This window comes from Roseovarius albus (assembly GCF_900172335.1).
In the GTDB taxonomy this organism is placed as follows: Bacteria; Pseudomonadota; Alphaproteobacteria; order Rhodobacterales; family Rhodobacteraceae; genus Roseovarius; species Roseovarius albus.
The window spans coordinates 364,512-388,678 of sequence record NZ_FWFX01000002.1; the positions used below are offsets into that span (position 1 = coordinate 364,512).

Sequence of the window (24,167 nt, forward strand, 5' to 3'; positions counted from 1 at the left end):
CTTCAGAGAATTTCACAGGTGGGAAGACCACCTGCTGCAGGAGAATGAAAAATGGCTAAGCCGACGACAATCAAGATCCGTCTGAATTCGACCGCAGGCACGGGCCATTTCTATGTCACCAAGAAAAACGCTCGTACCATGACCGAAAAGATGGTTGTTCGTAAATACGACCCGGTTGTGCGCAAGCACGTCGAATACAAAGAAGGCAAGATCAAGTAAGATCTGTCTTTCTGGATTTAAAAAACCGCTCCATCCGGGGCGGTTTTTTTGTTTTCTATGCGCTAATGAGCTTTGGGGCGCTCGGTTGGTTGCGATCTAACCGATGAAGCCACCGGATTGCCGAGCCCACAGGCTGGCATAGAGGCCCTTCTGAGACAGCAGTGCATCGGGTGTACCATCCTCGACAATGCGACCCTCGTCCAGCACAACGATCCGGTCCATCTTGGCGATGGTCGACAGGCGGTGGGCGATGGCGATGACTGTTTTACCTTCCATTACGTTGTAGAGCGTGTGCTGGATCTCTGCTTCGACCTCGCTGTCGAGCGCAGAGGTCGCCTCGTCTAAGATCAGGATGGGCGCGTTTTTCAAAATGACTCGTGCAATGGCGATGCGCTGCCGCTGGCCGCCTGAGAGTTTGACGCCGCGTTCGCCAACCTGCGCGCTGTATCCTCGATGCCCCAGGGGGTCTCGCAGATCTTGAATGAACGCATGCGCTTCAGCGTGTTTGGCGGCGTTAATCATTTGTTGTTCGGTCGCGTCTGGTTTGCCATACAGAATGTTGGCCCGCACTGATCGATGTAGGAGTGAGCTATCCTGCGTCACCATGCCAATTGCACTGCGAAGGCTATCTTGGGTCACCTGCGCGATGGGCTGTTCGTCGATCAGAATGCGCCCGTTCTCGGCATCGCGAAAGCGTAGCAAGAGATTCACTAAGCTTGACTTCCCTGCACCAGAACGGCCGACAATACCGACCTTTTGCCCTGCGGGAATAGTCAGGTTTATATGGTCCAGTCCACCGTGGTTTTTGCCATAATGATGACTGAGGTTCTCAAACCTGATCTCGGCCTGCTTCACATTCAGCGGCACTGCATCAGGGGCATCTAACACATCCTGTGGTCTGGCAATCGAGCGCAGGCTTTCACGGATCACACCGGCGTGCTCAAACAGCTCAATGGTGACCCAGACGATCCAGCCACTCATGCCGTTCAGGCGAATAGTCAGTGCTGCTGCTGCCGCAACCTGACCGACGGTAATTTCTCCATAAGACCACAACCAAATGGCCGGGGCGACAACCCCAACCATCAACATGCCGTTGATCAGATTCAGACCAAACTCCAGTTCGGTCATGATTCGCAAAAACCGCTGAAACCGCAGGCGCAACCGTCGCATGGCCGAAAGGGCGTATTGCTCTTCACGGTTTACATGGGAAAACAGCTTGACCGTTTCGATGTTGGAATAGGCGTCAACTACTCGACCTGTGACGAGAGATCGGGCATCTGACCATTTCTCGGACGCCACAGCGACGCGCAAGGCTGTTTGACGCACGAACAGGACGTAGACGATTAGCCAGAGGACAAGTGGTATCGCTAGCCTGATGTCGACGTCACCCAATATGACGATTGCACCAAACACATAAGTGAGCGAGAACCAGATCCCTTCGAGCGTGAGATAGGCGCTGTCTTCGACGGCTGGTCCGACTTGCATGACGCGATTTGTCAAACGCCCGGCGAAGTCGTTTTGAAAGAAGCTGGAGGATTGTCCCAACAGATGCTTGTGGGCGCGCCATCTGGCCTGCTCTTGCAGGTTCGAGGCCATGGCTTGCCCCAGCAACAGGTGATTCAAAGCGAATAGAATGGGCCGTAGAAAGAGGATAAAGAGAGCTGCGGCAATAACTTCGACCTTGTGAGCCTGCCAGAACGTCGCGGGGCCTGCATCAGTCATCAAGTCGATCAGCCTGCCCGAATAGAAGATCAACCAGATCTCCATCAAAGCCACGACAAAACCGATCAGGAGAAACCAGGGGAGCCATTTGCGAAATGGTGCAAGTTGGGACTGGAGGTAAGCCCACAGCGTCGCAGGAGGGGGCCCTGCTGAAGCAGGCGCAAATGGGTCAATAAGATTTTCGAATTTATGAAACATGATGCCCTCCAACGGGCGCAGAAATGGTGTGATGAGTTGTGGGAGGCGCAAGCCACCCGTCAGGATCGGCGTGTCAGCCTATGCTTGGGATCCTGAACAGTCTCATCAACATCACTCCTTCATGAGTCGTATTATGATTATCAAAGAATAAATGAATTGTCAGTTTTTAAATATGATTGGGTTTTGCTTCTGGGTGGTCGGATCTGGTTCTCAACAAAAAAGCCCCGCCCAATAACATTGGACGAGGCTTTAGAAGATAATGATTTGAGTGCTGTTATTCGCGGTTGCCCAGCAGTTGCAGCAGCATCATGAACAGGTTGATGAAGTCCAGATACAGGCTCAGGGCGCCCATGATCGCAGCTTTGCCCAGCCACTCTTGGTCGCCAGCATGGGCCATCTGCAGGTAGGTGACCTTGATCTTTTGCGTGTCGTAGGCGGTCAGGCCAGCAAAGATCAGAACGCCGATCACAGAGATCGCGAAGGCCATCCCCGAAGATGCGAGGAAGATGTTCACGATTGATGCGAGAATAATGCCGATCAACCCCATGATCAGGAAGGCCCCCATTGGCCCCAGATCACGTTTGGTCGTGTAACCATAAAGCGACAGGCCAGCAAAGGCGATTGAGGTGATCAGGAAAACCTGAACGATGGATTCACCCGTGAACACTAGGAAGATCGAGCTGATCGAAACGCCCATCACGGCGGCAAAGATGTAGAATACGGTTTGCGCGGTGGCGGCTGACATGCGGTTAATACCTGCGCTGAAGCCGAAGACAAAGATCAGCGGGGCAAACATCACGACCCATTTCAGCGGCGACATGTAAAGTGCCGAACCCAGTGACGTCAGGTACTTGTCAGCACCGATTTGTGCGGCCGCACCAGATGGGTCGCTTGTCACTGCGAGGCCAGAGAGCGCCCAAGCTGCAAGGAATGTGATCAACGTACCTACGGACATTGTGCCGTAGACTTTGTTCATATGAGCGCGTAGCCCTGCATCAATCTCGGCAGAACGTGCGCCGGCCGTTGTCCGGATTGTGTCGAATTGAGCCATTAAAGCCTCCGATAAGTTAACTGACGAAGCCCCCGACAGGGGCTTTGCCGTTAATATCGGGTAGTCTGCGCCGGTTTTCAAGGATTTCTGGACGGTTGAGTGCGCAAAAGACTGTTTATGCTTTCCAATTGCTTGGCACATCCCACGGGGCGCGTTTTGCCTCGGCTTGCGCCTCGGTGCGGCTGACTCCGATATCATTCAGTGACGCGTCGTCCAGTTTGCTCAGAGCGCGGCGCTGACGATAGAGGGAGACGAGCGTGCTGAGACCACCCCTGCGGGTTGGTTGCAGACGGGCGGTTGGATGTGTTCTTGACAGAAGTTCCATTGTGTTTCCCTTTTATGAATGTGATGGTTCGGTGTGAACTCATCTTTTCTGTTGATGTATATGGGGGAAAGATTTACATTATGGAAATGAATGTTTGTTCGATTGATCATCAAGGAGTGTGATGAATGCGAAATCTGGACATGACGACGCTTCGGTCTTTCATGACGGTTGCTGACCACGGTGGGGTCACACGGGCTGCCACAGTGTTGAACCTGACCCAGTCAGCGGTGTCGATGCAGCTCAAGCGTTTGGAAGAGTTGTTGGATGTGGAACTACTTGATCGTAGCAACCGGACCATCGCCCTGACGGCGGCGGGAGAGCAGCTGTTGGGCTATGCCCGCAAGATTATTCAACTGAATGATGAAGTGGTTGGGCGGTTAACCGATGACCTTTACGAGGGCGAACTGGTGCTGGGTGTGCCGCATGACATTGTCTACCCGGTGATTCCGCGTGTGTTGAAGACATTCAACAGCGTCTTTCCCCGTGTGAAGGTGGTGCTGCGGTCTTCCAGCACAATGAAACTGCATGAAGCACTGACTAAAGGGGAGGTGGACCTAATTCTGACCACCGAAGGAACGCCAAAGCAGGGTGGAGAAACTTTGGCCGAGGTGCCGCTGCGCTGGGCTGGGACGGTTGACGGCCAAGTATGGAAGCGACGTCCGTTGAAGTTGGCGTTTTGCAATGTTTGTATTTTCCGCCCCATCGCAATCCGAGAATTGAACGAGGCGGGTATCGAGTGGGAGCTTGCGCTGGATGCAGATGATGATCGGTCTGCTGATGTCTTGATTAGCGCAGATCTGGCCATTGGGGCAATCTTGGAAAGCAGCATCCCACCACATCAGGTCGCGATCCCAAATAATTCGGGCCTGCCGGACTTGGGAGTGCAGCAAATCAATATGTACCATGGGGCAAACCCTGATCTGGCACAGCAGCAACTGGCCGACTTGCTGCGGCAGGCCTATCTGGGCGGTGCGGCGCCAACTTTGCTTAGGTCGGCGTGACCACCACTTTGCCGGTGGACTTGCGCTGACGCAGCAGCTCCAGCGCCTCATCCGCCTGTTCCAAAGGTAGGACATGGCTGATGTGCGGCCGCAGGTGGCCCTGGGCGTACCAGCCAAACAGAGTGCACATGCTGTCGGTCAAGACCTCGGGGCGGAATTTCAGATAACCGCCCCAATAAAGGCCGATCACGTCGATGTTCTTGACCAGCAAGTGATTGGCTGGGATTTGCGGCACATCTCCACTGGCGAATCCTATAGGAATGACGCGGGCGCCGGGGTTGCAGGCCCTGAAGGCGGCCTTGAATTGCTCGCCACCCACTGGATCATACACCACATCCAACCCACCCAGAGCTTTGCAGGCCTCGCGAATGTCTTCGGATGTGGCATCGATCAGATGATCAGCCCCGGCCTGGCGCGCGATCTCGAGCTTGTCAGCGCCACGGGCACAGGCAATGACGCGCGCCCCCATCAGTTTGCCGATTTCCACGGCTGTCAGCCCAACCCCCCCAGCGGCACCTGTCACAAGGAGCGTTTCGCCGGGTTGCAAGCGTGCCTTGTGATCCAAAGCAACGTGGCTGGTGCCATAGGCAATCTGGAAACCTGCCGCGTCATTAAAGCTCATGTTATCCGGCAAGGTCACGCAGCGGTTTGCCGCGAAGCAACCGTACTCAGCGAGGCCCCCTTGGCCAGCATAAACGGCGACGCGCGTGCCGACAGCAGGACCATCAGTGCCAGGGCCAAGGGCCTCAACCGTACCGGCGATTTCAAGGCCAATGATGAAGGGTGTGGGTGGGGTATCTTGATACTTGCCCTTGATCATCAGGAGATCGGCAAAGTTCAGACCGCAGGCGGCGATTTTGATCAGCACCTGCCCAGAGGTCGGTTGCGGTTTGGGAAGTGTTGTGAGCGAGGGAATCGCTTCGTGCGACTCGACTTGAAATGCGCGCATTTGGGGCCTTTGGTCAAAAAGTGGTCGAAAAACGCGGATCACGTTTAAAGGGAAATGTCAAAAAATTGTTACCGTACTGGCAACAATAATCATAAAAACACGGTATTTTCCATGCCCGTAGTGATTGTAATCCTGTATAAGGGACCCGTTATTCGAGAGCGATATTTCTTGAGTTTTAACGAATGAATGGTATTTTTGAACTACGTTGCAGGGAGGCGCAACGCTGAATGACACTCAAGGTCGCGACGACTTACGGGGCCTGAAAAATTAGGAAGAGGATAATCGTATGCCGCATCCGGTTGATGTACATGTAGGGAAGCGTGTTCGACACCGTCGCTGGCTGGTTGGGATGACCCAACAGCAGCTGGCCGAAAGCGTTGGCATCAAGTTTCAACAAATTCAGAAGTACGAAACCGGGGCCAATCGGGTCAGTGCGTCGCGTCTTTGGGATATTGCTGATGCGCTTGATGTTGATGTGAGTTTCTTTTTTGAAGGACTGGAAACTGAGGAAAAATCGGGTGAGTCTGGCTCGGTTCCGGCGGATCTTCTTGGCGACAAGGAAGCACTAGAGTTGGTGCGCTCCTACTATGCCATTCCAGAAAACCAACGCCGCCGCCTTTTCGATCTGGCGCGGGTTCTGAGCGACGTCGCTTGAGGCACCGCTGAATCCGTTCTACTGAGAGCGTGAAGCGCAATCAGGGGGCGGGTATGAATAGCGACAAGATCATAGAATCAGCACACGCGATGGCAGATGCCGCGCGTGTTGCTGTTTTGCCTTACTTCCGGTCCGCCAACCTGAATGCCGAAGACAAGGGCGTAGGGGGCTATGATCCTGTGACAGAAGGGGATCGCGCGGCAGAGCGAGCCATGCGGGATGTCCTGGCGCAACTTCGTCCACAGGATGGGATTCTGGGCGAGGAGTTTGCCAACAAACCCACAGAAAGCGGTCTGACCTGGGTGTTGGACCCAATTGATGGCACCCGCAGCTTTATCGCAGGGGCACCAACATGGGGCGTGCTGATCGCTGTTTCAGATGAAAGTGGCCCGATATACGGCATCATTGATCAACCTTACATCGGAGAACGGTTTGAGGGCGGATTGGCGCGCGCCAAGATGACCGGGCCGCACGGGACAGGTGCGTTACGGGTACGGGGCAGTCGTCCGCTTTCGCAATCGATGCTGTTCAGCACCTATCCGAATTTGGCGGACGACACAGACACAGAGGCGTTCAACGAAGTTTCGGCGCAGGTTCAGCTGACACGCTTCGGGATCGACTGCTACGCTTATGCGTTGGTCGCTTCGGGGCAGATTGATCTGGTGATCGAAAGCGGTCTGCAAGCCTATGACATCCAGGCTCCGATCGCGGTGATCGAGGCGGCAGGCGGGGTCGTGACTGATTGGCAGGGTGGCAAGGCGCATAACGGTGGCCGGGTGGTGGCAGCTGCCGGACCAGAGCAGCATGCCGCGGCGCTGGAGATTTTGTCGAAGTATTAAGTTTTCCAGATCACGGGATCGGGAGTTTTCTTAAGGTTAAGGGTGAAGTGATCGCCAGTTTCTGTTAGTAAAAGTGGAACTGCAGCAAGGTTTTGGCTCGGTAGCCCCTTTCGAAAGCGTCCCGCCATATCGTAATGCGCGCCGCAACAAGGGCAGAAGAAACCCGAATAATCACCCATTTTCGCATGAGTTAAGCACCCTCGCCATGTACACATCGCCCAAACGGCGAGCCATCTGTGACTATTGGTTCTGAGTGTATCGTAGGCCGGAAGGCCGGGTTGTTTTGCTGCCATCCGCAGCTTTTTATCTGGCCAGTCCGCGTAGTTGTCTTGCGCGAGCGCCTCGGAAATCTGCCGGTTCGAGCGGTGCCAGATGTAGAGGGGCTGGTCGTCAATTTTCAATAGATTGACTTCGCCCTGAGCAAAGTCATCAACCTTGTAGAACCTGTCGCGCCACGTTCTGCGTGCGGTGATATCAGCCGTAGGGGCGGTCGCGTTCATGAGTGCGGCACAGGAATACAGCGCGCCGCCAGCCATTGTCAGGCTTGTGGCGATATAAAGGAAATTACGGCGTTGCATGTTTTGCCTGTGCGTTCAGTGGTGTGTTCACCCACAGGTTATCCCGCCACGTTGTGCGCGACAACGTGGCAAATGTGCCTGACTTCAGATCAGGTGACCTTGTCGCGGTTTTGCGGCAACAGGAAGATCGATGTCGTCAGCAGGCTAAAGATCAGCTCGTAAACTTCCCACTTCCGCGACACATCGATAGAGGCGATGATTAGGCTGGCCAGAATGGCAAAGAACGTGTGGCGCATGTCGGGCACAGGCACGACAAGACGGTTGGCCAGATTGCGGATCTTTTCAAACCGTTTGTAAAGAAAAGGTAGAACTGCCAGATACAGCAAAATCACCGTGGTCAACACCGAGCCGAACAGGGTCTTGGCCAGATGCATGTCGCCAAACGGCGTTGGAATGATCATGTTGTGTAGGTTAGTCTCAAACTGCTTATTGTTCGCTTCGAAAAACTCATTCGATTCCCAACCAAAGATACGCTGGCCCCAGGAAATTTCTTCGCCTGCTGCCATGAAGAACAGGAAGGCATAGAAAAGGGTCAGACCGGCCGCAAACAGGCGTTTCTTGGCCGACAGACTGGCGGCGTTCTTTATCAGGACAAAGGACGAGATCAGCAAAAACACGGCTGTTCCATATTCAACGAGCTTGTCTTCGGCGGCAAATGTCAGGCTAAAGTATTCCTTGTCCCAGAAGTAGACGCCCAAAGTGGCAATCAATGTCACCACAATCAGCCCCATCAGGGCCCGGTCAATTTTAACGAGGTTTGTCATCTGGGTGTCCAAGTCTTTGCAAAGATTGTCAGGAGATAGGCGAGGGGGGTGTTTGGTTCAAGCGGTATGGGCGAAAATTTGCATGTCCGATGGTAGAAATGACAAACCCCCGAAGCGGATGCCCGGGGGTCGTCTTATTTTGTGTTGGTCGAAACCAAGAAATGAAAGAGCTGCTTAAAGCATTCCTTCGCGCTGAGCTTTCTTACGTGCCAGTTTACGGGCACGGCGGATCGCTTCTGCTTTCTCGCGCGCTTTTTTCTCGGACGGTTTTTCGAAATGTTGCTTAAGCTTCATTTCGCGAAACACACCCTCGCGCTGCAGTTTCTTCTTCAGGGCGCGGAGCGCCTGATCGACGTTATTGTCGCGAACACTAACCTGCATGTGGTTTTCACCACCTTTCTAAGTTTGAATTGCAAAAAATTGCAGGAACTCCGCTCTATACCAAGGGGAAGTTTGCTTGTCTAGTGGCCGCACAGGCAGGCGAGCTCGCCTATACGAAACGTGCAACAAGCTAGTGTCATGAAGACCTTGAGGATTTTCCCGGCAGTTTGCTGCTCTGCCATTGTGCCGGCTTGGGCGATGGGCCTAGAATGGCGCAACCTTTCTGGAGGCCGGACATGAACACAGAATCAGACCTGAAGACAGAATTGCTGGACGCGGCCAAGTTGCATGTGCCGTTTGACGGGTGGAGTGCGGACTGTTTCGAAGCGGCCTGCGCGGATATAGGCGTCGATCTGGCGACCGCTCGCGGCATCTACCCGCGTGGGCCGGTTGATCTGGCACTGGCTTATCATGACGCTGGCGATGCGCAGATGGAGGCAAGGCTTGAGGCCGAAGACCTGAGCGAACTACGCTTTCGAGATCGGATCGCCGCGGCGGTGCGGTTCCGGCTGGAAGCAGTGGAAGACAAGGAATTGGTGCGGCGGGGCATGACCCTGTTTTCCCTGCCGCATCACGCGGCAGACGGGGCGCAGGCGCTGTGGCGGACCTGTGACAAGATCTGGAACGCATTGGGCGATACCTCGGATGATTTCAATTGGTATAGTAAACGCGCGACTTTGTCGGGCGTGTATGGCTCGGTTGTCCTTTACTGGTTGGGAGATGAGAGCGAGGGCTATGAACGCACATGGGAATTTCTGGATCGCCGGATTGACGATGTGATGCAGATCGAGAAATTCAAAGCCAAGGCGCGCGAAAGCAAATTGATGTCCACCGTATTGGCCGGGCCGATGGCGGTATTAAACAAGGTCAAAGCACCGAATGCGCAACATCAGGCAGGCATGCCGGGGCGTTGGAACGGGCGGAGTTGAGGAGAGCAGAATGAGTGAGACAATGCGGGCGGTAGAGATCACCACACCGGGTGGGCCAGAGGTGCTGGCACTGACCGAGCGGCCAATGCCGCAGGCTGGCCATGGTGAGGTTGTCATTCGCGTTGCCTGGGCCGGGGTCAACCGCCCGGACGCGCTACAACGCGCTGGGCTTTATGCGCCGCCGCCAAGTGCCAGTGATCTGCCGGGGCTCGAGGCCTCGGGGGAAATTGCCGCCGTTGGGGCGGGGGTGAGCGATTGGTCCGTGGGCGATCAGGTTTGCGCTTTGCTACCCGGTGGGGGATATGCGGAATACGTGACCACGCCCGCGGCGCATTGCTTGCCAATTCCTGAAGGGTTGAGTCTCAAGGAAGCGGCTTGCTTGCCCGAGACGTTTTTCACCGTTTGGTCGAATGTGTTTGGCCGAGGTGGATTGCAGGCTGGCGAGCGGTTTTTGGTGCATGGCGGATCGTCGGGCATCGGGACAACCGCGATTCAATTGGCCAATGCCTTTGGGGCGCGGGTGTTTGCCACCGCAGGCTCGGATGAGAAATGCAAAGCTTGTGTTGATCTGGGGGCGGAGCGGGCGATCAATTATCGCGATGAGGATTTTGTCGAGGTCCTGAAGGCCGAAGGTCGCGCCAACCTGATCTTGGATATGGTCGGGGGCAGTTACTTGCCGCGCAACGTCAAGGCGTTAGCAGACGAGGGGTGCCTGGTGCAGATCGCATTCTTGCAGGGGCCAAAGGTTGAATTGAACTTTGCCCAGATCATGCTGCGCCGGTTGACGATCACCGGCAGCACGCTGCGCCCACAAAGTGATCTGATCAAGGCTCGGATTGCCGAAGACCTGCGTGCACAGGTCTGGCCGCTGATTGCAGCGGGCAAGATTACGCCGGTGATGGATTCAGAATTCCCTCTGGAAGAGGCCGCCGCTGCACACGCCCGCATGGAGAGCAGCGGTCACATCGGCAAGATCGTGTTGAAGGTGGCCTGATCCGGTGGCTTTCGTGCACCTGACCCTTTCTGCGCTAGTGGTGCTGAGCCTTGTGCTCAGCGGTTGGGCAATCTGGCGCGATCAACCACCGGTATGGCGTTTTGCAATGCCCGCCACCGTTGCCATTGAAGGTGCGCCGCTGTTTGAGCAGGTGTTGAATTACGCCGCTGCCGAAGGGCAGGCGCATTCGCCGGGGATTGTCTTGAGTGAAGATGGCTTTTCAGTGCTGTGGTTCGAGGGCTCGGAAGAGGCCCAGGCAGATGTGGATATTCACGGTGTAAAGGTACGCAAGGTTGACGGCGCATGGCAAGCCAGCGCGCCGGAACCGGTTGTGACCCGGCAGAATCTGGCAGCAGCGTTTGAACCAGGGCAGATTGTCATCACGCTGGGCAATGTCATCGAAAATGAATCCGTTCGCGATGCGCTCTATGTCACCGCTGTTTCCGTAGGTGGTTGGGCGATGGCCTCGGTCGCGGATGTACGCATGCAGGATGGTGTCCCCACCAAGGCGCGCAAACTGAATCTTTCTCCAGTGATCAATAGGTCTTTTCTAGTCAAATCACCAACGGTGGAAATGGCGGATGGCTCGCAGGCCTTGCCCGCCTACTTCGAGATGGGCCCCACTTATGGTGCCTTCATTCGTACGGCGGCCGATGGCCGCGTTCGCGATCAGCGGCGGATGGCGGGGCAAGGCACCAAGCCGATCCAGCCGATGGTGGTGCCGCTGAGCGAAACAATTGCAGTCGCCTTCCTGCGCGATTTTGACCGCAGTAATGTGGTGCTGATCAGCCGGACCGAGGATGGCGGGCAAAGCTGGTCGGTGGCCGAGAAAACCAAGATCTTCAACCCGAGCGCCCCGGTTGCGGCCATGCCGGTGGGCGACGGACAGATTTTGGCGGTGATGAACAGCGATGCCGAACGTGGTAACCGGTTGCAAATGATGCTGTCGGATGATGAGGCGCGGACATGGCGTGTGATCCATGAAGTGGAAAGCGGCAAGGGCGCGGCGCGTTATCCGATGCTACGGCGGTTGCCAGACGGAGAGATTGCACTGGCTTTCTCGCATTATGACAAACGCGGCGTGCAGCTTTATATCTTCAACGAATCTTGGGTAATGGCGCAATGACCGGCATGGTGACACAGTTGTGGATGGCGGTCCTGCTGGGCTGGCTTGGATTCGTTGCGATTAGTTTTATGACCGACACACAAATGGCGGCCATCGCTGGATTAGCCTTCGGGATCTCTTGCGTTGTGATGTTACGTGAAACCGTTGTCTTGCGCGGGTTGGTGGCTGTGTTGGAGCCGGTGGGGGTGATCCTGCCCGTACTTGCGTTGCGGCATGTGGCTGGCAAGCTCGGGGTTGAGATTACCCCTCTGACCACGGTTGAGCTTTTGGTCTTTCTTGCCCTTTACATCGCGTTTCTACTGACCGCCTTCGACGTGATCCCGGTCGAGGCGTACCGGCTTGGCTATGCCCCCGTGCCAGTGGCCGTTATGGTGTTGCTGGCCTGCGCCTACGGGGCGGCGACGGGTAACTTGCTAGTGCCTTTGGTGGCCGTGGTCGGGCAGTTATTGTGGGTGTTGGGTTGGGGAAGCAGCAATTGGTTTGACCATGTGCTGCATGTGCTGCTGGTCCCGGTTATCTTTGCCACTCTGATCGGGCGACTGTTTTAGGTTTTGAAACTGGGGTAATGAGCTTCGAAATGCGCGCGCATGGCAGCCAACCCATCCTCGAAGACTTGCCCGCGTCCAAAGCCGACGCGGAAGTGATTATCGGGAATGTCTGACAGTTCCGAGGCGTAGATCGATCCCGGCAGCAAGAGCACACCGCTTTCTTGTAAAATCTCGCGGCAAAAGATTTCGCCATCGCCTGGCCCGATGTAGCGTGGAAAGGCCACGCAGCCGCCCTTGGGGCGCGCCCATTCGACCAGACAGGGGAAGTCGGCAAAAAGCGATTCTAACGCGACAACGTTTTTGCTGAGCAATTGCTGGTTTTCAGCAAGGATCTGGTCACGGGCTTTGAGGGCGATCAGCGAAAGCGTTTCGGATGGGGCTGAGTTGCAGATCGACAGGTAATGTTTATAGCGTTCAACCCTTTGCAACAGCTCCTTGTCCTGCGCTGCGATCCAGCCAACGCGCAGCCCAGGCAGGCCGTAAGCCTTGGACATGACGTTGAGCGAGATGCCACGCTCGTAGAGGTCCGCGATCTGCGGCATACGATCATCAGGGTTCAACTCCACTCCGCGATAAACCTCGTCACTCAGGATCCAGATCCCATGCTTGCGGCAAAGCGCGACCAAGGCCTCAAGATCATCACGGGCCATCAGCATGCCCGTTGGATTGTGCGGGAAGTTGAGCGACAGCAATTTGGTGTTCGGGCGAATGGCTGCGCGCAGATCATCCAGATCCAACCGCCAACTGCCGGGCGTATTGTCCTGGCGTAGTGGCACACCGGTGACCTCGCAAACCGACAGCGGTATGGTTTCTGCGCTTTGATAGTTTGGCGTGGGGACAATGGCGTGTGATGCGGCATCCAACAAAGTCCTCGACACTGTATAGAGCCCTTCACCTGCGCCCGCGAGGCAGAGGATGTTTTGAGCGTCCATCGTGTCGTATGTGTTGGCGATTTCCGCGCGCAGCGCCGGGGCGCCCCAGGTTTCGGTATAGCCCAGCCATTGCGCCTCGTACGTTGCACGATCCTCTTCTGAGGCCAGTGCCAACAGATCGGTGGCAGAGCGGCTTTCGATATCCGAGGCGGTCATATGATGGCGGGCTTTGAATTCCCATTCAGAGAAAAACACCTCTAACCCGAAATCACGCATGGGGCGGGGATTTGTCATTTCTCTTACCTCTTTTGGGGCCAGCCTATAGATTGCCGTAATCTGCTAAGGAAATCATCTGATGGCCGAGAAATGCGCATCTTTCAACGAGCAATCCTTGCTTGTGCCTCGACCGCATGGCACTGGCTCTAAATCTCTCGACAGACAAATCCGAACCTCTTGAATATGGTGTTGACGGCAGGTGACAGTGATCATATCGCGTTTCAACTCCGGATTGGCTTTAACAAAGGCGTCTTCGACGACTGAAGCAGGCAGTTTAACTGGTTCTTTCAGTTTTCGAAACACACCCGGTTTTGCGATGGATTCAAACGCTCGGCGCGACAGGTCATAGTAGGTATCGGCAGGCAGATCGGTGCAGCGCCCGTGTTTCTTCCATTGGTACCAGGCGAGACCGGAAGAGCCCATGATATCCACCATGTTCCGGGTCATTGCGCGCGATGGTGGGCGCTGGGCCGTAGGGCAGAAACTGGGCCAGCCACGGTGATACTGGGGCCACAGACCATGCAAGGACCAGCCAAGGTCAGATTCACACTGCTCCGCATTGCGCGCGTCACCTTCGAGTTCGCACCAGTTCGGAGACCAGCTGAGTGCCAGAACGTAATAGTCGAATTGACCCGCCCGTTCACCATCCGCTTGGGCCGCTGACGTTACCAAACTGGCCAATAAGGATATCAACAAAAGCACTCGCATGTTTTATCTTTCCATTTACTCTTTGGCGCACTATATAGCGCTGAAGTTCCCCGACAATGGTAACTCGTTCCGTGCACCGGAACCGCCGCGAGGCGACGGGGAAGATATGCGTTAAGGAGACCTGAGAGATGGCAAAACCGCTTATGGCCAGAGCCACGGCTGTGTGGCTGGTGGATAACACGACAATCAGCTTCAAGCAGATCGCCGATTTTGTCGGTATGCACGAGTTGGAAATTCAGGGCATTGCAGATGGCGATGTGGCCGTTGGTGTGAAGGGCTTTGATCCGGTTGCCAACAACCAGTTGACCCAAGATGACATTGAAGCGGCGCAAGACAGCCCGTTGTTCAAGCTGAAGCTGAAGTTCAATGCTGCCGCCGTCGGTGAAGAAAAGCGTCGAGGTCCAAGGTATACGCCCCTGTCCAAGCGCCAAGACCGTCCGGCCTCGATTCTGTGGCTGGTGAAGTTCCACCCAGAACTGGCCGACAGCCAGATTTCTAAACTGGTGGGCACCACCAAGCCAACCATTCAGGCGATCCGCGAGCGGACCCATTGGAACATCGCTAACATTCAACCCATCGACCCGGTGGCACTGGGCCTGTGTAAGCAATCCGAGCTGGACACGATGGTGCAGAAAGCCGCAGCCAAACGCGCCAACGAAGGCGGCACCATGGACGACGAAGAGCGTCGCAAACTGCTGAGCACCGAGCAGAGCCTGGGCATGGAGGCAGAGCCTCGTATTCCAACCGCGATCGAGGGTTTGGAAACCTTCAGCCTGAGCGGATCGGATGATGATGACAAAGAAGACGAGACAGGCGACATCCTAGATGCCGACAGCTTCTTCAATCTGCCAGACAATGGCGATGAAGACGAGCAGCCTTAAGTCTATTTTCATGTGATTTGAGAGCCCGGGGGTTTCCCCGGGCTTTTTATTTGGATCAGAGTGATTTCCGCGCTGTCAGAGCGGCGCTGATGGTGCCGTCATCCAGATAATCCAATTCACCGCCAATGGGCACACCTTGGGCCAGCGAAGTCAGCGTCACACGCTGCTCCAGCTGATCGGCGATATAATGTGCAGTGGTTTGGCCATCGATGGTGGCGTTGAGGGCCAGAATGATTTCAGTCACGTTTTCCGTGTCTACGCGAGTGATCAGTTGCGGAATGCGCAATTGTTCCGGGCCGACCTGATCAAGAGCTGAGAGCGTGCCGCCCAGTACGTGGTAGCGGCCGTGAAACACCGCCGCGCGCTCCATCGCCCAAAGATCGGCAACGTCTTCAACCACGCAGATCTGTCCGTTGCCGCGTTTTTCCGAGGTGCAAATGTCACAAACATCGGTGGTGCCAATATTGCCGCAGCGCATACATTCGCGGGCGCTGACGGCGACCTGCTGCAGCAGATCGGCCAATGGGGTCAGCAGCAGCTCGCGCTTGCGGATCATATGCAGCACTGCACGACGCGCCGAGCGGGGGCCAAGCCCGGGCAGCTTGGCCATCATGTCGATCAGGGCGTCAATGTCGCGGGTGCTGTTCATACTTGATCAGAACGGCAGTTTCATGTCCTTAGGCAGGCCCAGATCTTCGGCAATTTTGCCCAGTTCTTCCTGCGAGCGTTCAGCCGCTTTGCTTTGTGCGTCTTTGATGGCAGCCAGAATCAGGTCTTCGGCAACCTCTTTGTCGTCTGGGCTGAAGATCGATGGATCAATGTCCAGGCCTTTCAGTTCGCCCTTGGCTGAGGCGGTCGCCTTAACCAGACCTGCGCCGGATTCGCCGACAATCATGATGTTGTGCAGCTCTTCTTGCATCTGACCCATCTTGGCCTGCATGTCCTGCGCTTGTTTCATCATCTTGGCCATATCGCCAAGTTGGCCCAATCCTTTAAGCATATCTTTACTCCGGCTCTGTTCCGTTGTGTTTGAGCCTAGATACGGGTGCGCGCGCATAAGAACAAGGTACAGCAGTGCGAATATAAAAAGGGGTGGGAAAATCCCACCCCAAGGTACGCCTTCAAGAGTAAGCCAGGTGACTTACTTTGGAAGGAGCACTTTATCGATGACGTGGATCACACCATTCGATGCAATAATGTCGGCCGCTGTGACGTTGGCATCATTGACTCGCACGCCGCTACCGTATTTGCCGACACGTCCATCCACGATCACGTTCTGACCTTGCACGGTTGGCACGCTCAGGCGCTCGCCCAGCACCTGATCGGACGTTACAGCGCCGGACAGGACGTGGTAGGTTAAGATCTCGGTCAGCTTGTCTTTGTTTTCAGGCAGCAAGAGCGACTCGACTGTGCCTGCAGGCAAGGCGGCAAAGGCATCGTTGGTTGGTGCGAAAACCGTGAAAGGCCCATCGCTTTTCAAGGTGTCGACAAGACCTGCGGCCTGCACAGCAGCCACGAGTGTTGAGAAGTCATCGTTGCTTGCAGCAATATCTACAATATCTCCCGGTCCATCTGCCTGAGAGGCGCAGCCTGCAACAAGCGCAGATAGGGCCACAGCAGCGGCAGTTTTGGCGAAAAATCGTCTATTCATAAGGTAGTCCCCCTTGATGTGATATGCGCTGAATACGCGCCGAGAGGAGGGCTGGATCACTTTTCAAGCGTAATGGGGGATAGATGCTTAGTCTTCTTCGAAGGGATCCCACTCATCTTCGACCTCTGGCAGCGCTTCAGCGAGGGCTTCGAAGGCCTGTTCTTGCGCGGTTTTCACGTCGATGATTTTGGCTTTGGGAAAGGCAGCCAAAACTGCCTGCACCATTGGGTGTTCTGTGGCTTCGGCTTTGATGGCATTTGTGACGGCATCGCGCTTCTCGGCGATGGTTTCCGCGCCGCCTTCGTTGACTACTGAGACCGCCCAGCGATTTCCAGTCCAACGCTGCAATGCTGAGCCAAGACGTTGGGACAAGTCCGCTGGGGCATTGCTGGTTGGAACAAATTCGATACGGCCGGGTTGATAGGCCGCAAGGCGCAAATTGGTCTCGACCTCGACCAGCAGTTTGACATCGCGATTGGAACGTATCAGCTCAACCACATGTTCGAATGTCGGGTAGTGTGCTAGCGCTGCGCCGACTTGCGGCGCCAACGCAGTTGCCTGACCAGTCGGGCCAGAACCACCAGTGGGGGCTGCCGTCGTGCTGGCGGCATAGTTTGATCCGCCTCCGGAAGGTGCCCCGTTTGGAGTGGCTGGGGTGGGGCCGGGCGCGGGTGGTGGAAGCGTATCTTGCAGCTTGCGCATCAGATCTTCGGGCGCGGGCAGGTCGGCGACATGGGTCAGGCGGATTACGGCCATTTCAGCCGCCATCATCGCATTGGGGGCGGCGGCGACCTCTTCCAGTGTTTTTAACAACATCTGCCACATGCGGGTGAGGATCCGCATCGGCAGGGCTTCGGCCATCGACTGACCGCGCTGGCGCTCATCCGGGCTAATGGTTGGATCTTCCGACGCCTCGGGCGTGATTTTCACCACGCTGACCCAATGGGTGATCTCGGCCAGATCGCGGAGCACCGCCAGCGGGTCAGCCCCATCGGCATATTGCGCGCCCAGTTCGGTTAGCGCCCCCGCAGCATCGCCCTTGAGGATCAGGTCAAATAGATCAAGCACGCGCCCGCGATCCGCTAGCCCCAGCATGGCCCGCACCTGATCAGCGGTGGTTTCCCCGGCACCGTGGCTGATTGCCTGATCCAACAGTGACGTCGCATCCCGGGCAGAGCCTTCGGCGGCGCGGGTGATCAGGGCGAGAGCGTCATCGGCGATTTCGGCATTTTCCGATGTAGCGATCTTGCGCAGCAGGGCAATCATCACTTCGGGTTCAATCCGGCGCAGGTCAAAACGCTGGCAGCGCGACAGCACGGTGACCGGAACCTTGCGAATTTCTGTGGTGGCAAAGATGAACTTCACATGCGCAGGTGGTTCCTCAAGCGTCTTGAGCAGCGCGTTGAACGCGCTGGTCGAGAGCATGTGGACTTCGTCGATGATGTAAATCTTGTAGCGAGCGGAAGCCGCACGGTAATGCACCGAATCGATGATTTCGCGGATGTCATTCACACCGGTGCGAGACGCAGCGTCCATCTCCATCACGTCAACATGCCGCCCTTCCATGATGGCAGTGCAATGTTCGCACTGTCCACATGGGTCGGTGGTGGGACCGCCATTGCCATCGGGGCCGATGCAGTTCATCCCCTTGGCAATGATCCGTGCTGTGGTGGTTTTACCGGTGCCACGGATGCCGGTCATAATGAAGGCCTGCGCGATGCGATCGGCGTCAAAGGCGTTCTTGAGCGTGCGCACCATCGCATCCTGCCCGACAAGATCAGCAAAGGTTTCCGGCCGGTATTTACGGGCAAGGACCTGATAGACGGGCGTGTCGGACAAAGGGGCCTCCGAAGCTGTTAGAATCCGTTGTCGCCACAGTAGGCGGAGCTAGGACGGAGGTCCAGCAGGGAGATGGCGAATCCAGGGTCCGAATCTAGGGCTAAATATTCAAGCTGGTGTTTGTCTTAGTACGATCCATGGTGACAAAGGTTTTGAACTTGCGAATGTTGTGATTGCTGAAAAACAAGCGCTGAGTCAGGTCTTCGTATTCAGCCATGTCACTGACAATCACAATCAGAACAAAATCTACCTCGCCGGTCACGTAATAGCATTGCTGGATTTCAGGGGCCTCAAGGAACGTCTCTTTGATCTCGTCAATTTTGCCGCCGGTTTCGGCTTTTAGTTCGATCTCGACAATGATGGTTAGGGGCAAGCCAACGCGGGCCGGGTCTACAATGGCGGCTTGTACGGCGATGACACCGTCTCGTTGCATGCGTTTGATCCGCCGCTGCACGGAGGGGGCCGATAGATTAACCTGTTCGCCGACCTCACGCTGCGGGGTGGTGCTGTCATTTTGTAAAATCCTGAGAATCGCCAGATCAAAGGAATCCAATTCGGATGAAAAAGTTGATCGCGACATCGATCTCTCGTGCAAGTTTGTTTCGTTGATTGGCTGATAATAGAGCACAAATATCGAAAGTGGTGAACTATTTTTGCGCAAACTCAATCAGGAGCGCAAAATGAACGCCACCTTCAAAACCACAAATGTTTCATATTTCCTAACCAAGGCAAGTTTTTCGAATGAAGGGGTGAACACCCTGCCAAGCGAAGGCTTTGATCGGGCCGAACGCGAGATCACCGGTTGGGATGGGTATGCCAAGACGCCACTGGAGTCATTGGAACGTTTGGCTGAGCAACTGAATCTCCGTGAAATCTATTACAAAGACGAAGGTCCCCGGTTTGGGCTCGGCAGCTTCAAGGCGCTCGGCGGGGCATACGCGGTGCAATGTGTTCTGGCCCGTGCGATTTCCCAGAGGGTGGGCAAAGACGTGTCTTTGGATGACATTCGCAATGGTATCTATGCAGAGCAGGCGGCGCAAATCACCGTCACCTCTGCCACCGATGGAAACCATGGCCGTTCCGTTGCCTGGGGGGCGACTCGGTTTGGGGCGCAATGCCGGATCTATATTCATGCTGAGGTCAGCGAACACCGCGCCGAGGTGATGCGCGGTCTTGGTGCCGAAGTGGTGCGTGTAGATGGCGACTATGACGCCAGTGTTGCGCAGGCCCGGAGGGAGGCCGAGGAAAACGGATGGCTGGTTGTATCAGACACCTCATGGCCCGGATACACACAGCCCCCGCTGGATGTGATGGCCGGATACGGAGTCATGGCACGCGAAATCGTGCGGGATCTGCCGACCCCACCGACACATGTATTCCTGCAAGGTGGTGTTGGCGGGCTGGCCGCCTCTGTCGCGGCAGTGTTTCAGCAGGAATGGGGGGCTAAGGCACCACAGGTGATCATTGTCGAGCCTGAGCTTGCGCCTTGTCTGTATGCCAGTGGGAAGGCAAATGCGCCGACATTGGTTGAGATTCAGGAAGAAACGCTGATGGCGGGCCTGTCCTGTGGGGAGCCATCTGAATTGGCTTGGTCCGTACTGGCAGCGGTGTCGCGCGGGTTCATGACCATTCCTGAAAGTGTGGTTGCCCCGGCTGTGCGTTTGCTAGCCAATGGAGATGCCTCACAAAGCGCGATTAACGCAGGAGAAAGCGCTGTTGCCGGGTTGGCAGGGGTGATGTGGGCGGCCTCTGATCCTCAAGCAAGAGAGGATTTCAACCTCGGCACAGGTTCACGTGTCGTTCTGATCGGCTCTGAGGGCGTGACCGATCCGAACGTTTTTCAACAAATCATGGCAGGTGAAATCTGAGCCCTCGTGACATCAGGCTTTTCCAATCCCTGCGCAGCTTGGTATAATTGATCCAAGGTGTCCAGGAGGTATGAGTATGAAACTGCGCGGGATTGGCCGAAGCCGCAATATCGAAGACCGCCGCGGAAGGCGCGGCGTTGGCAGGGCCAAGATTGGCGGCATTGGCCTGCTGTTGTTGCTTGCAGTTGGGTATTTCACCGGTCTGGATGTGACGCCACTTCTGGAAGAGCAGGGCGGGCAATCCAACGCCTCGCGCCCGATCTCAGCTGAAGAGGAGCGTGCTGCCGAATTCTCCGCACAGGTCCTGACCACGACCGAGGCGGTCTGGACTCAGATCTTTGATCAGCAATTGGGGCGGCAATATCGCCCGCCGGTGATGGTGCTTTACTCGGGTGTGACACAAAGCCCTTGTGGTGGGGCATCCGGTGCAACAGGTCCGTTTTACTGCCCTGCAGATAGCAAGGCCTATCTCGATACCGAGTTTTTTACCACCCTGTCACAACAATTGGGCGCACGCGGGGATTTCGCGGCGGCCTACGTGATTGCCCATGAGGTGGCCCACCACGTGCAGAATGAGCTTGGCATCCTGCCCGAGGTTCATCGTGCTCAGCAGAGCGCCACGCAGGTGCAGGCGAATGCTTTAGCTGTGCGATTGGAATTGCAGGCCGACTGCCTGAGCGGGGTGTGGGCCCGTGCGGTCGGTAATCTTTTGGAACCCGGTGACCTGGAAGAGGCGGTGAATGCCGCACAGATGATCGGGGACGACCATCTGCAACGCCGCGCAGGACAAGTGCCACAACCGCATACCTTTCAACACGGCACATCTGAACAGCGCGCGCGCTGGTTTGCCACCGGCTACCAAAGCGGGATGGTGCAGGGCTGCGATACCTTCAACACGAACCAGCTTTGAGTATGGAACCTTTCGCAATTCATGCCTTGCCTGTTGGTATTGGGACATTGGCGCTGAGCCCCTTGCCAGGACGTACGGGTGACTACCTTGCAGATATCAAGACGCTCAAAAAGTGGCGACCCAACCTGCTGATTTCCTTGACGGAAGGCTTTGAGATGTCCCAGGCAGGGGCCTCGAGCTTAGGGCAAGACGCGCAGACCTCGAACTGTCGGTGGGTCCACTTTCCGATCAAGGATTTCGGGACCTTCAGAGACGCGGACAAACGCACATGGGAAGAAGCGCAGCGTCTGGCTCTGGACACACTCGCCTCTGGTGGTCGTGTGCTCGCCCATTGCAGAGGGGGCTGTGGGCGCTCCGGTATGATCGTGCTGCGCTTGATGATCGCGGCGGGTGAAACCCCAAGCAAAGCACTTGCGCGATTGAGACAAGTGCGTCCCTGTGCGGTGGAAACTGAGGCGCAGTTGAATTGGGCTAATCCCGCTCAATAAAATCTGCGAGGCGATGCCGTAAGGCAAGATACTGAAACCTATTTGGTCCAGACACCACTATTACGGGATTCGTCGATTGTGATGGCGATCGAATCCCCAATACTCGGAGGCGTACCTTCCAAATTTTTGGTTCTCAGTTGAAGCGCTCCTTTGTTCCAATTCGCATCTACAATTTCGACTACAGATATTGACTCGGTGTTTTCATTGATCAGCGAGGCATTTGGTGGATCCGTTCGGAAATCTCCATTTTCGGCCCAGCCGTTGTCGACTGCCCGGGCTATGTCAACAATTTGCACTTCTCTGGCGGGCCGGTCTGTAAATGCAATGCCGGTTGGTCCGGTCTCTAGCGTAAAACCCTCCGTAGTTGCTGCGCTGACCGTACCATGGAGAATGATCAGCCAGCTTTCATCTTCTTCTGCAATAGCTGTCTCGGGTGCGGTCGCGATTGAGAGGAATCCTGTAACAATGATGAGTTTGAGAATCCGAATTATAGCCATGAGATGTCTCCAAAAATTTTCAAAATGTATTTGGCCTGCGTCAAACGTTTGCGGATAGGACTGTAACATAAAATATGGGAAACTCGGTATTTCCAGAGGAGGGCATTGGTCTTAGCCCCGCCATTCTTCTTGGGGCACTTTGAGCAGCGCGTCCAAGATCCATTGCCCGGCGCGGCCTAAGGCATGCTGTTCTGTCCACACCACGTCGATGCCTTCAATCTGGTCACTGTGTTGAAAGTCGTAACGCAGTTCGGTCAGTTCTCCAGATGCAATAAGGGAGTGGACAACAGGTAACGGGAGTTCGGCCCAGCCCAAGCCATGCAATAATAGGTCGATGATCATGCGCGGGCTTTCGGCATACCAAGGATCGGCATAGTGCAGCTCTCCTATCAGGCCGATGGTATCGCGAGAGCGGCTGCGCAGCACGATTTGGCGGTACTGGCGCAGGTCTTTGTGCGCAACTGTCGCAAGGCTGGCCAAAGGATGTGTGGCACGACAAACCGAGACCATGACTGAATGCCCAACACCGTGGAAATGAAACCCGGAGGGATAGCCTTCCTGCTCGGTCATCAACCCTAGATCGGCACGGCCCTCCTTCAAAAGAGTTGCCGTGTCATTCGGGCCGGTGGTCAGCATCTCAAGCGAGACATGAGGAAAGGTTTCAACAAACCGACCTAAGACATCGAGCACCGGGCTTTGGTTTAGGCCTTGTTCGATGGCTAATGTCAGGCTGTCTTCGATGTCTTCACTCATAGAGGTTGCCTTTGCCATGAACTCACGATTGCCCAGCAGGATTCCCTTCGCATGGGGGAGAAGGGTTTCCCCTTCTTTGGTGAGGGTGGGCGAACGGCTGCTGCGATCGAATAAGGTCAGGCCGGTGTCAATCTCAAGATTGGCGATGGCCGTGGAAATGGCGGATTGTGCCTTACCCAACTGCCGTGCTGCGGCCGAGAATGAGCCGAGCTCGGCGGAAAGGACAAAGGCTTGCAGGCTATCGTGCGATGGCATACCTTACCTATCTGAAATTTAGATACTTACCAACTATTATTATCCGCTATTCGAGATATAAAGCAATGCAACGATGGAGGAAACCATGTCAGAAACGGTTGCATTGAGAACGGGAAAAGACCGGATGGTCTATGCGGTATCATTCGAAGTGATCCTGATGATGCTTTTGATCCCGGCAGGTGCAATGTTCTTTAACAAGGGCTTTGCTGAAATTGGCCTGCTGGGAGTGATCCTGTCACTCAAGGCCATGCTGATGCATCTGATCTACAACTGGGTGTTTGACCGCATTGATGCCCGTTCGGGCCGCACAGCCAGCGAACGCTCACATCTGGGACGGATCGTGCATGCCATGGGATTCGAGGTGACGTTGATGTTGACCTCACTGCCGATCCTGATGTGGTTTTTGCAGGTTACCGTGTTGCAGGCCTTGGCGACGGATGCCGTGGTGACAACTTTTGTGGTGGGCTACACGTATGTCTTTACCTTAGTTTTTGATCGTCTGTTTCCAGTTATCCCTAAAACTGGGGTGTGCGAGGCTTAGTTCGATCCAGTCCTGATATCGAGAATGGCTCAAGTATAGATGTTGCGAACAAGTACCACGAATAAGCTTGGGCAAATTTACGGGCATTTGGGAAAGGGATTTCAAGTCGGGATATGTGCCCGGTAGAATTCCCGTTGGTCGATCGTACGTCCATCGGGCAGCTGGCCATCGCTGGTCTGCCCATCTGCTGTTTCGCGGCGCACCAACGTTCCACATTGATCGACACAATAGACGGCTGCCGGATTGGCCAATTGGGCACCCTCATTGGCCCCGTGGCATCCTGACAAGGTGAGCATCGGAAATATGCGGTTGTGATTGTTCAAATCGCGGCCCACAAAGATACTGGTGA

Annotated in this window: 30 protein-coding genes; 13 read left to right on the top strand and 17 right to left on the bottom strand. The window is 55.6% G+C overall.

Annotated elements, in window-relative coordinates; translation table 11 throughout:
• Nucleotides 1-51 precede the first annotated feature (51 nt).
• Entirely contained in the window at nucleotides 52-219 is a 168-nt protein-coding gene (gene rpmG, locus ROA7450_RS04640) for a 50S ribosomal protein L33 (RefSeq protein WP_007814563.1), read from the top strand.
• Between the two features lie 96 nt (nucleotides 220-315).
• Here rpmG and ROA7450_RS04645 read toward each other — a convergent pair whose 3' ends face one another.
• The 3 genes from ROA7450_RS04645 to ROA7450_RS04655 form a co-directional block, all read right to left on the bottom strand.
• A complete protein-coding gene (locus tag ROA7450_RS04645; RefSeq protein WP_085804486.1) occupies nucleotides 316-2,139 on the bottom strand; it encodes an ABC transporter ATP-binding protein in 1,824 nt (607 codons plus the stop codon).
• Nucleotides 2,140-2,413: 274 nt separating this feature from the next.
• Nucleotides 2,414-3,190 carry a Bax inhibitor-1/YccA family protein gene (locus tag ROA7450_RS04650; protein ID WP_085804487.1) on the bottom strand — a complete coding sequence of 259 codons (777 nt, stop codon included), beginning with the start codon at nucleotides 3,188-3,190 and terminating at the stop codon, nucleotides 2,414-2,416.
• Nucleotides 3,191-3,305: 115 nt separating this feature from the next.
• Nucleotides 3,306-3,515, bottom strand: coding sequence for a DUF1127 domain-containing protein (locus tag ROA7450_RS04655; protein ID WP_085804488.1), 210 nt, complete (start codon nucleotides 3,513-3,515; stop codon nucleotides 3,306-3,308).
• 125 nt (nucleotides 3,516-3,640) lie between these two features.
• Here ROA7450_RS04655 and ROA7450_RS04660 point away from each other — a divergent pair, with 125 nt between their 5' ends.
• Nucleotides 3,641-4,516: a LysR family transcriptional regulator gene (locus ROA7450_RS04660; protein WP_085804489.1), complete on the top strand. Its 876-nt coding sequence runs from the start codon at nucleotides 3,641-3,643 to the stop codon at nucleotides 4,514-4,516.
• Here the strand turns inward: ROA7450_RS04660 and ROA7450_RS04665 are convergent.
• Nucleotides 4,503-5,465 (bottom strand): NADPH:quinone oxidoreductase family protein, encoded by a 963-nt coding sequence (locus ROA7450_RS04665; protein ID WP_085804490.1) that lies wholly within the window; start codon nucleotides 5,463-5,465, stop codon nucleotides 4,503-4,505. The genes ROA7450_RS04660 and ROA7450_RS04665 overlap by 14 nt on opposite strands.
• 286 nt (nucleotides 5,466-5,751) lie before the next feature.
• On the opposite strand from ROA7450_RS04665, the gene ROA7450_RS04670 reads away from it, so the two are divergent.
• Together ROA7450_RS04670 and ROA7450_RS04675 are read left to right on the top strand one after the other, a co-directional pair.
• A complete protein-coding gene (locus ROA7450_RS04670; protein WP_085804491.1) occupies nucleotides 5,752-6,120 on the top strand; it encodes a helix-turn-helix domain-containing protein in 369 nt (122 codons plus the stop codon).
• 53 nt (nucleotides 6,121-6,173) lie between these two features.
• Entirely contained in the window at nucleotides 6,174-6,959 is a 786-nt protein-coding gene (locus ROA7450_RS04675) for an inositol monophosphatase family protein (protein WP_085804492.1), read from the top strand.
• Here ROA7450_RS04675 and ROA7450_RS04680 read toward each other — a convergent pair.
• The 3 genes from ROA7450_RS04680 to rpsU form a co-directional block, all read right to left on the bottom strand.
• Nucleotides 6,956-7,537: a Rieske (2Fe-2S) protein gene (locus tag ROA7450_RS04680; RefSeq protein WP_085804493.1), complete on the bottom strand. Its 582-nt coding sequence runs from the start codon at nucleotides 7,535-7,537 to the stop codon at nucleotides 6,956-6,958. The genes ROA7450_RS04675 and ROA7450_RS04680 overlap by 4 nt on opposite strands.
• An 89-nt stretch (nucleotides 7,538-7,626) precedes the next feature.
• Nucleotides 7,627-8,301 carry a hypothetical protein gene (locus ROA7450_RS04685; RefSeq protein WP_085804494.1) on the bottom strand — a complete coding sequence of 225 codons (675 nt, stop codon included), beginning with the start codon at nucleotides 8,299-8,301 and terminating at the stop codon, nucleotides 7,627-7,629.
• A gap of 174 nt (nucleotides 8,302-8,475) precedes the next feature.
• Nucleotides 8,476-8,682, bottom strand: a complete 207-nt coding sequence (rpsU, locus tag ROA7450_RS04690) for a 30S ribosomal protein S21 (protein WP_008207378.1) — start codon at nucleotides 8,680-8,682, stop codon at nucleotides 8,476-8,478.
• 236 nt (nucleotides 8,683-8,918) lie between these two features.
• On the opposite strand from rpsU, the gene ROA7450_RS04695 reads away from it, so the two are divergent.
• Genes ROA7450_RS04695 through ROA7450_RS04710 form a run of 4 tightly spaced genes read left to right on the top strand, consistent with a single transcriptional unit; the run spans nucleotide 8,919 to nucleotide 12,279 of the window.
• A complete protein-coding gene (locus tag ROA7450_RS04695; protein WP_085804495.1) occupies nucleotides 8,919-9,611 on the top strand; it encodes a COQ9 family protein in 693 nt (230 codons plus the stop codon).
• Nucleotides 9,612-9,621: 10 nt separating this feature from the next.
• Nucleotides 9,622-10,605, top strand: coding sequence for an NAD(P)H-quinone oxidoreductase (locus tag ROA7450_RS04700; protein ID WP_085804496.1), 984 nt, complete (start codon nucleotides 9,622-9,624; stop codon nucleotides 10,603-10,605).
• A gap of 13 nt (nucleotides 10,606-10,618) precedes the next feature.
• Nucleotides 10,619-11,731, top strand: a complete 1,113-nt coding sequence (locus ROA7450_RS04705) for an exo-alpha-sialidase (RefSeq protein WP_143534358.1) — start codon at nucleotides 10,619-10,621, stop codon at nucleotides 11,729-11,731.
• Between the two features lie 5 nt (nucleotides 11,732-11,736).
• Nucleotides 11,737-12,279 (top strand): hypothetical protein, encoded by a 543-nt coding sequence (locus ROA7450_RS04710; protein WP_234999441.1) that lies wholly within the window; start codon nucleotides 11,737-11,739, stop codon nucleotides 12,277-12,279.
• Here the strand turns inward: ROA7450_RS04710 and ROA7450_RS04715 are convergent.
• Together ROA7450_RS04715 and ROA7450_RS04720 are read right to left on the bottom strand one after the other, a co-directional pair.
• Nucleotides 12,276-13,445, bottom strand: a complete 1,170-nt coding sequence (locus tag ROA7450_RS04715; RefSeq protein ID WP_200812922.1) for an aminotransferase class I/II-fold pyridoxal phosphate-dependent enzyme — start codon at nucleotides 13,443-13,445, stop codon at nucleotides 12,276-12,278. The genes ROA7450_RS04710 and ROA7450_RS04715 overlap by 4 nt on opposite strands.
• A 54-nt stretch (nucleotides 13,446-13,499) precedes the next feature.
• Nucleotides 13,500-14,135 carry a ribonuclease T2 family protein gene (locus ROA7450_RS04720; protein ID WP_085804500.1) on the bottom strand — a complete coding sequence of 212 codons (636 nt, stop codon included), beginning with the start codon at nucleotides 14,133-14,135 and terminating at the stop codon, nucleotides 13,500-13,502.
• Nucleotides 14,136-14,263: 128 nt separating this feature from the next.
• Here ROA7450_RS04720 and ROA7450_RS04725 point away from each other — a divergent pair, with 128 nt between their 5' ends.
• Entirely contained in the window at nucleotides 14,264-15,016 is a 753-nt protein-coding gene (locus tag ROA7450_RS04725; RefSeq protein WP_085804501.1) for a DUF1013 domain-containing protein, read from the top strand.
• 55 nt (nucleotides 15,017-15,071) lie between these two features.
• On the opposite strand, the gene recR is transcribed toward ROA7450_RS04725, so the two are convergent.
• From recR to ROA7450_RS04750, 5 genes are all read right to left on the bottom strand, one after another.
• Nucleotides 15,072-15,665: a recombination mediator RecR gene (recR, locus tag ROA7450_RS04730; protein ID WP_085804502.1), complete on the bottom strand. Its 594-nt coding sequence runs from the start codon at nucleotides 15,663-15,665 to the stop codon at nucleotides 15,072-15,074.
• 6 nt (nucleotides 15,666-15,671) lie between these two features.
• On the bottom strand, nucleotides 15,672-16,016 hold the full coding sequence (locus tag ROA7450_RS04735) for a YbaB/EbfC family nucleoid-associated protein (protein WP_085804503.1): 345 nt from the start codon (nucleotides 16,014-16,016) through the stop codon (nucleotides 15,672-15,674).
• Nucleotides 16,017-16,157: 141 nt separating this feature from the next.
• Nucleotides 16,158-16,667: a fasciclin domain-containing protein gene (locus ROA7450_RS04740; protein ID WP_085804504.1), complete on the bottom strand. Its 510-nt coding sequence runs from the start codon at nucleotides 16,665-16,667 to the stop codon at nucleotides 16,158-16,160.
• Between the two features lie 87 nt (nucleotides 16,668-16,754).
• Complete coding sequence (locus ROA7450_RS04745) at nucleotides 16,755-18,506, bottom strand: DNA polymerase III subunit gamma/tau (RefSeq protein ID WP_085804505.1); 1,752 nt, start codon at nucleotides 18,504-18,506, stop codon at nucleotides 16,755-16,757.
• Between the two features lie 100 nt (nucleotides 18,507-18,606).
• A complete protein-coding gene (locus ROA7450_RS04750; RefSeq protein ID WP_085804658.1) occupies nucleotides 18,607-19,086 on the bottom strand; it encodes an Lrp/AsnC family transcriptional regulator in 480 nt (159 codons plus the stop codon).
• A gap of 100 nt (nucleotides 19,087-19,186) precedes the next feature.
• On the opposite strand from ROA7450_RS04750, the gene ROA7450_RS04755 reads away from it, so the two are divergent.
• From ROA7450_RS04755 to ROA7450_RS04765, 3 genes are all read left to right on the top strand, one after another.
• A complete protein-coding gene (locus ROA7450_RS04755) occupies nucleotides 19,187-20,374 on the top strand; it encodes a diaminopropionate ammonia-lyase (protein WP_085804506.1) in 1,188 nt (395 codons plus the stop codon).
• Between the two features lie 76 nt (nucleotides 20,375-20,450).
• Nucleotides 20,451-21,284: a KPN_02809 family neutral zinc metallopeptidase gene (gene ypfJ, locus ROA7450_RS04760; protein ID WP_085804507.1), complete on the top strand. Its 834-nt coding sequence runs from the start codon at nucleotides 20,451-20,453 to the stop codon at nucleotides 21,282-21,284.
• A 2-nt stretch (nucleotides 21,285-21,286) separates the two neighbouring features.
• Nucleotides 21,287-21,772, top strand: coding sequence for a protein-tyrosine phosphatase family protein (locus ROA7450_RS04765; RefSeq protein ID WP_085804508.1), 486 nt, complete (start codon nucleotides 21,287-21,289; stop codon nucleotides 21,770-21,772).
• Nucleotides 21,773-21,810: 38 nt separating this feature from the next.
• Here the strand turns inward: ROA7450_RS04765 and ROA7450_RS04770 are convergent, their stop codons facing one another.
• Both ROA7450_RS04770 and ROA7450_RS04775 read right to left on the bottom strand, forming a co-directional pair.
• The gene (locus tag ROA7450_RS04770) at nucleotides 21,811-22,269 is read right to left on the bottom strand and encodes a hypothetical protein (protein ID WP_085804509.1); all 459 of its coding nucleotides are present in this window, start codon (nucleotides 22,267-22,269) and stop codon (nucleotides 21,811-21,813) included.
• Between the two features lie 111 nt (nucleotides 22,270-22,380).
• Nucleotides 22,381-23,277, bottom strand: coding sequence for a LysR family transcriptional regulator (locus ROA7450_RS04775; protein ID WP_085804510.1), 897 nt, complete (start codon nucleotides 23,275-23,277; stop codon nucleotides 22,381-22,383).
• A gap of 85 nt (nucleotides 23,278-23,362) precedes the next feature.
• Between ROA7450_RS04775 and ROA7450_RS04780 the strand changes: the two genes are divergently transcribed.
• The gene (locus ROA7450_RS04780; RefSeq protein WP_159453999.1) at nucleotides 23,363-23,818 is read left to right on the top strand and encodes a PACE efflux transporter; all 456 of its coding nucleotides are present in this window, start codon (nucleotides 23,363-23,365) and stop codon (nucleotides 23,816-23,818) included.
• Between the two features lie 101 nt (nucleotides 23,819-23,919).
• Here ROA7450_RS04780 and ROA7450_RS04785 read toward each other — a convergent pair whose 3' ends face one another.
• Complete coding sequence (locus tag ROA7450_RS04785) at nucleotides 23,920-24,114, bottom strand: putative hemolysin (protein ID WP_143534359.1); 195 nt, start codon at nucleotides 24,112-24,114, stop codon at nucleotides 23,920-23,922.
• Between the last annotated feature and the right edge of the window lie 53 nt (nucleotides 24,115-24,167).

Excerpts from the sequence above, each read along its gene's own strand:
- rpmG (WP_007814563.1), top strand. The coding sequence starts at position 52 with ATGGCTAAGCCGACGACAATCAAGATCCGTCTGAATTCGACCGCAGGC.
- ROA7450_RS04645 (WP_085804486.1), bottom strand. The coding sequence starts at position 2,139 with ATGTTTCATAAATTCGAAAATCTTATTGACCCATTTGCGCCTGCTTCA.
- ROA7450_RS04650 (WP_085804487.1), bottom strand. The coding sequence starts at position 3,190 with ATGGCTCAATTCGACACAATCCGGACAACGGCCGGCGCACGTTCTGCC.
- ROA7450_RS04655 (WP_085804488.1), bottom strand. The coding sequence starts at position 3,515 with ATGGAACTTCTGTCAAGAACACATCCAACCGCCCGTCTGCAACCAACC.
- ROA7450_RS04660 (WP_085804489.1), top strand. The coding sequence starts at position 3,641 with ATGCGAAATCTGGACATGACGACGCTTCGGTCTTTCATGACGGTTGCT.
- ROA7450_RS04665 (WP_085804490.1), bottom strand. The coding sequence starts at position 5,465 with ATGCGCGCATTTCAAGTCGAGTCGCACGAAGCGATTCCCTCGCTCACA.
- ROA7450_RS04670 (WP_085804491.1), top strand. The coding sequence starts at position 5,752 with ATGCCGCATCCGGTTGATGTACATGTAGGGAAGCGTGTTCGACACCGT.
- ROA7450_RS04675 (WP_085804492.1), top strand. The coding sequence starts at position 6,174 with ATGAATAGCGACAAGATCATAGAATCAGCACACGCGATGGCAGATGCC.
- ROA7450_RS04680 (WP_085804493.1), bottom strand. The coding sequence starts at position 7,537 with ATGCAACGCCGTAATTTCCTTTATATCGCCACAAGCCTGACAATGGCT.
- ROA7450_RS04685 (WP_085804494.1), bottom strand. The coding sequence starts at position 8,301 with ATGACAAACCTCGTTAAAATTGACCGGGCCCTGATGGGGCTGATTGTG.
- rpsU (WP_008207378.1), bottom strand. The coding sequence starts at position 8,682 with ATGCAGGTTAGTGTTCGCGACAATAACGTCGATCAGGCGCTCCGCGCC.
- ROA7450_RS04695 (WP_085804495.1), top strand. The coding sequence starts at position 8,919 with ATGAACACAGAATCAGACCTGAAGACAGAATTGCTGGACGCGGCCAAG.
- ROA7450_RS04700 (WP_085804496.1), top strand. The coding sequence starts at position 9,622 with ATGAGTGAGACAATGCGGGCGGTAGAGATCACCACACCGGGTGGGCCA.
- ROA7450_RS04710 (WP_234999441.1), top strand. The coding sequence starts at position 11,737 with ATGGTGACACAGTTGTGGATGGCGGTCCTGCTGGGCTGGCTTGGATTC.
- ROA7450_RS04715 (WP_200812922.1), bottom strand. The coding sequence starts at position 13,445 with ATGACAAATCCCCGCCCCATGCGTGATTTCGGGTTAGAGGTGTTTTTC.
- ROA7450_RS04720 (WP_085804500.1), bottom strand. The coding sequence starts at position 14,135 with ATGCGAGTGCTTTTGTTGATATCCTTATTGGCCAGTTTGGTAACGTCA.
- ROA7450_RS04725 (WP_085804501.1), top strand. The coding sequence starts at position 14,264 with ATGGCAAAACCGCTTATGGCCAGAGCCACGGCTGTGTGGCTGGTGGAT.
- recR (WP_085804502.1), bottom strand. The coding sequence starts at position 15,665 with ATGAACAGCACCCGCGACATTGACGCCCTGATCGACATGATGGCCAAG.
- ROA7450_RS04735 (WP_085804503.1), bottom strand. The coding sequence starts at position 16,016 with ATGCTTAAAGGATTGGGCCAACTTGGCGATATGGCCAAGATGATGAAA.
- ROA7450_RS04740 (WP_085804504.1), bottom strand. The coding sequence starts at position 16,667 with ATGAATAGACGATTTTTCGCCAAAACTGCCGCTGCTGTGGCCCTATCT.
- ROA7450_RS04750 (WP_085804658.1), bottom strand. The coding sequence starts at position 19,086 with ATGTCGCGATCAACTTTTTCATCCGAATTGGATTCCTTTGATCTGGCG.
- ROA7450_RS04755 (WP_085804506.1), top strand. The coding sequence starts at position 19,187 with ATGAACGCCACCTTCAAAACCACAAATGTTTCATATTTCCTAACCAAG.
- ypfJ (WP_085804507.1), top strand. The coding sequence starts at position 20,451 with ATGAAACTGCGCGGGATTGGCCGAAGCCGCAATATCGAAGACCGCCGC.
- ROA7450_RS04765 (WP_085804508.1), top strand. The coding sequence starts at position 21,287 with ATGGAACCTTTCGCAATTCATGCCTTGCCTGTTGGTATTGGGACATTG.
- ROA7450_RS04770 (WP_085804509.1), bottom strand. The coding sequence starts at position 22,269 with ATGGCTATAATTCGGATTCTCAAACTCATCATTGTTACAGGATTCCTC.
- ROA7450_RS04775 (WP_085804510.1), bottom strand. The coding sequence starts at position 23,277 with ATGCCATCGCACGATAGCCTGCAAGCCTTTGTCCTTTCCGCCGAGCTC.
- ROA7450_RS04780 (WP_159453999.1), top strand. The coding sequence starts at position 23,363 with ATGTCAGAAACGGTTGCATTGAGAACGGGAAAAGACCGGATGGTCTAT.
- ROA7450_RS04785 (WP_143534359.1), bottom strand. The coding sequence starts at position 24,114 with ATGCTCACCTTGTCAGGATGCCACGGGGCCAATGAGGGTGCCCAATTG.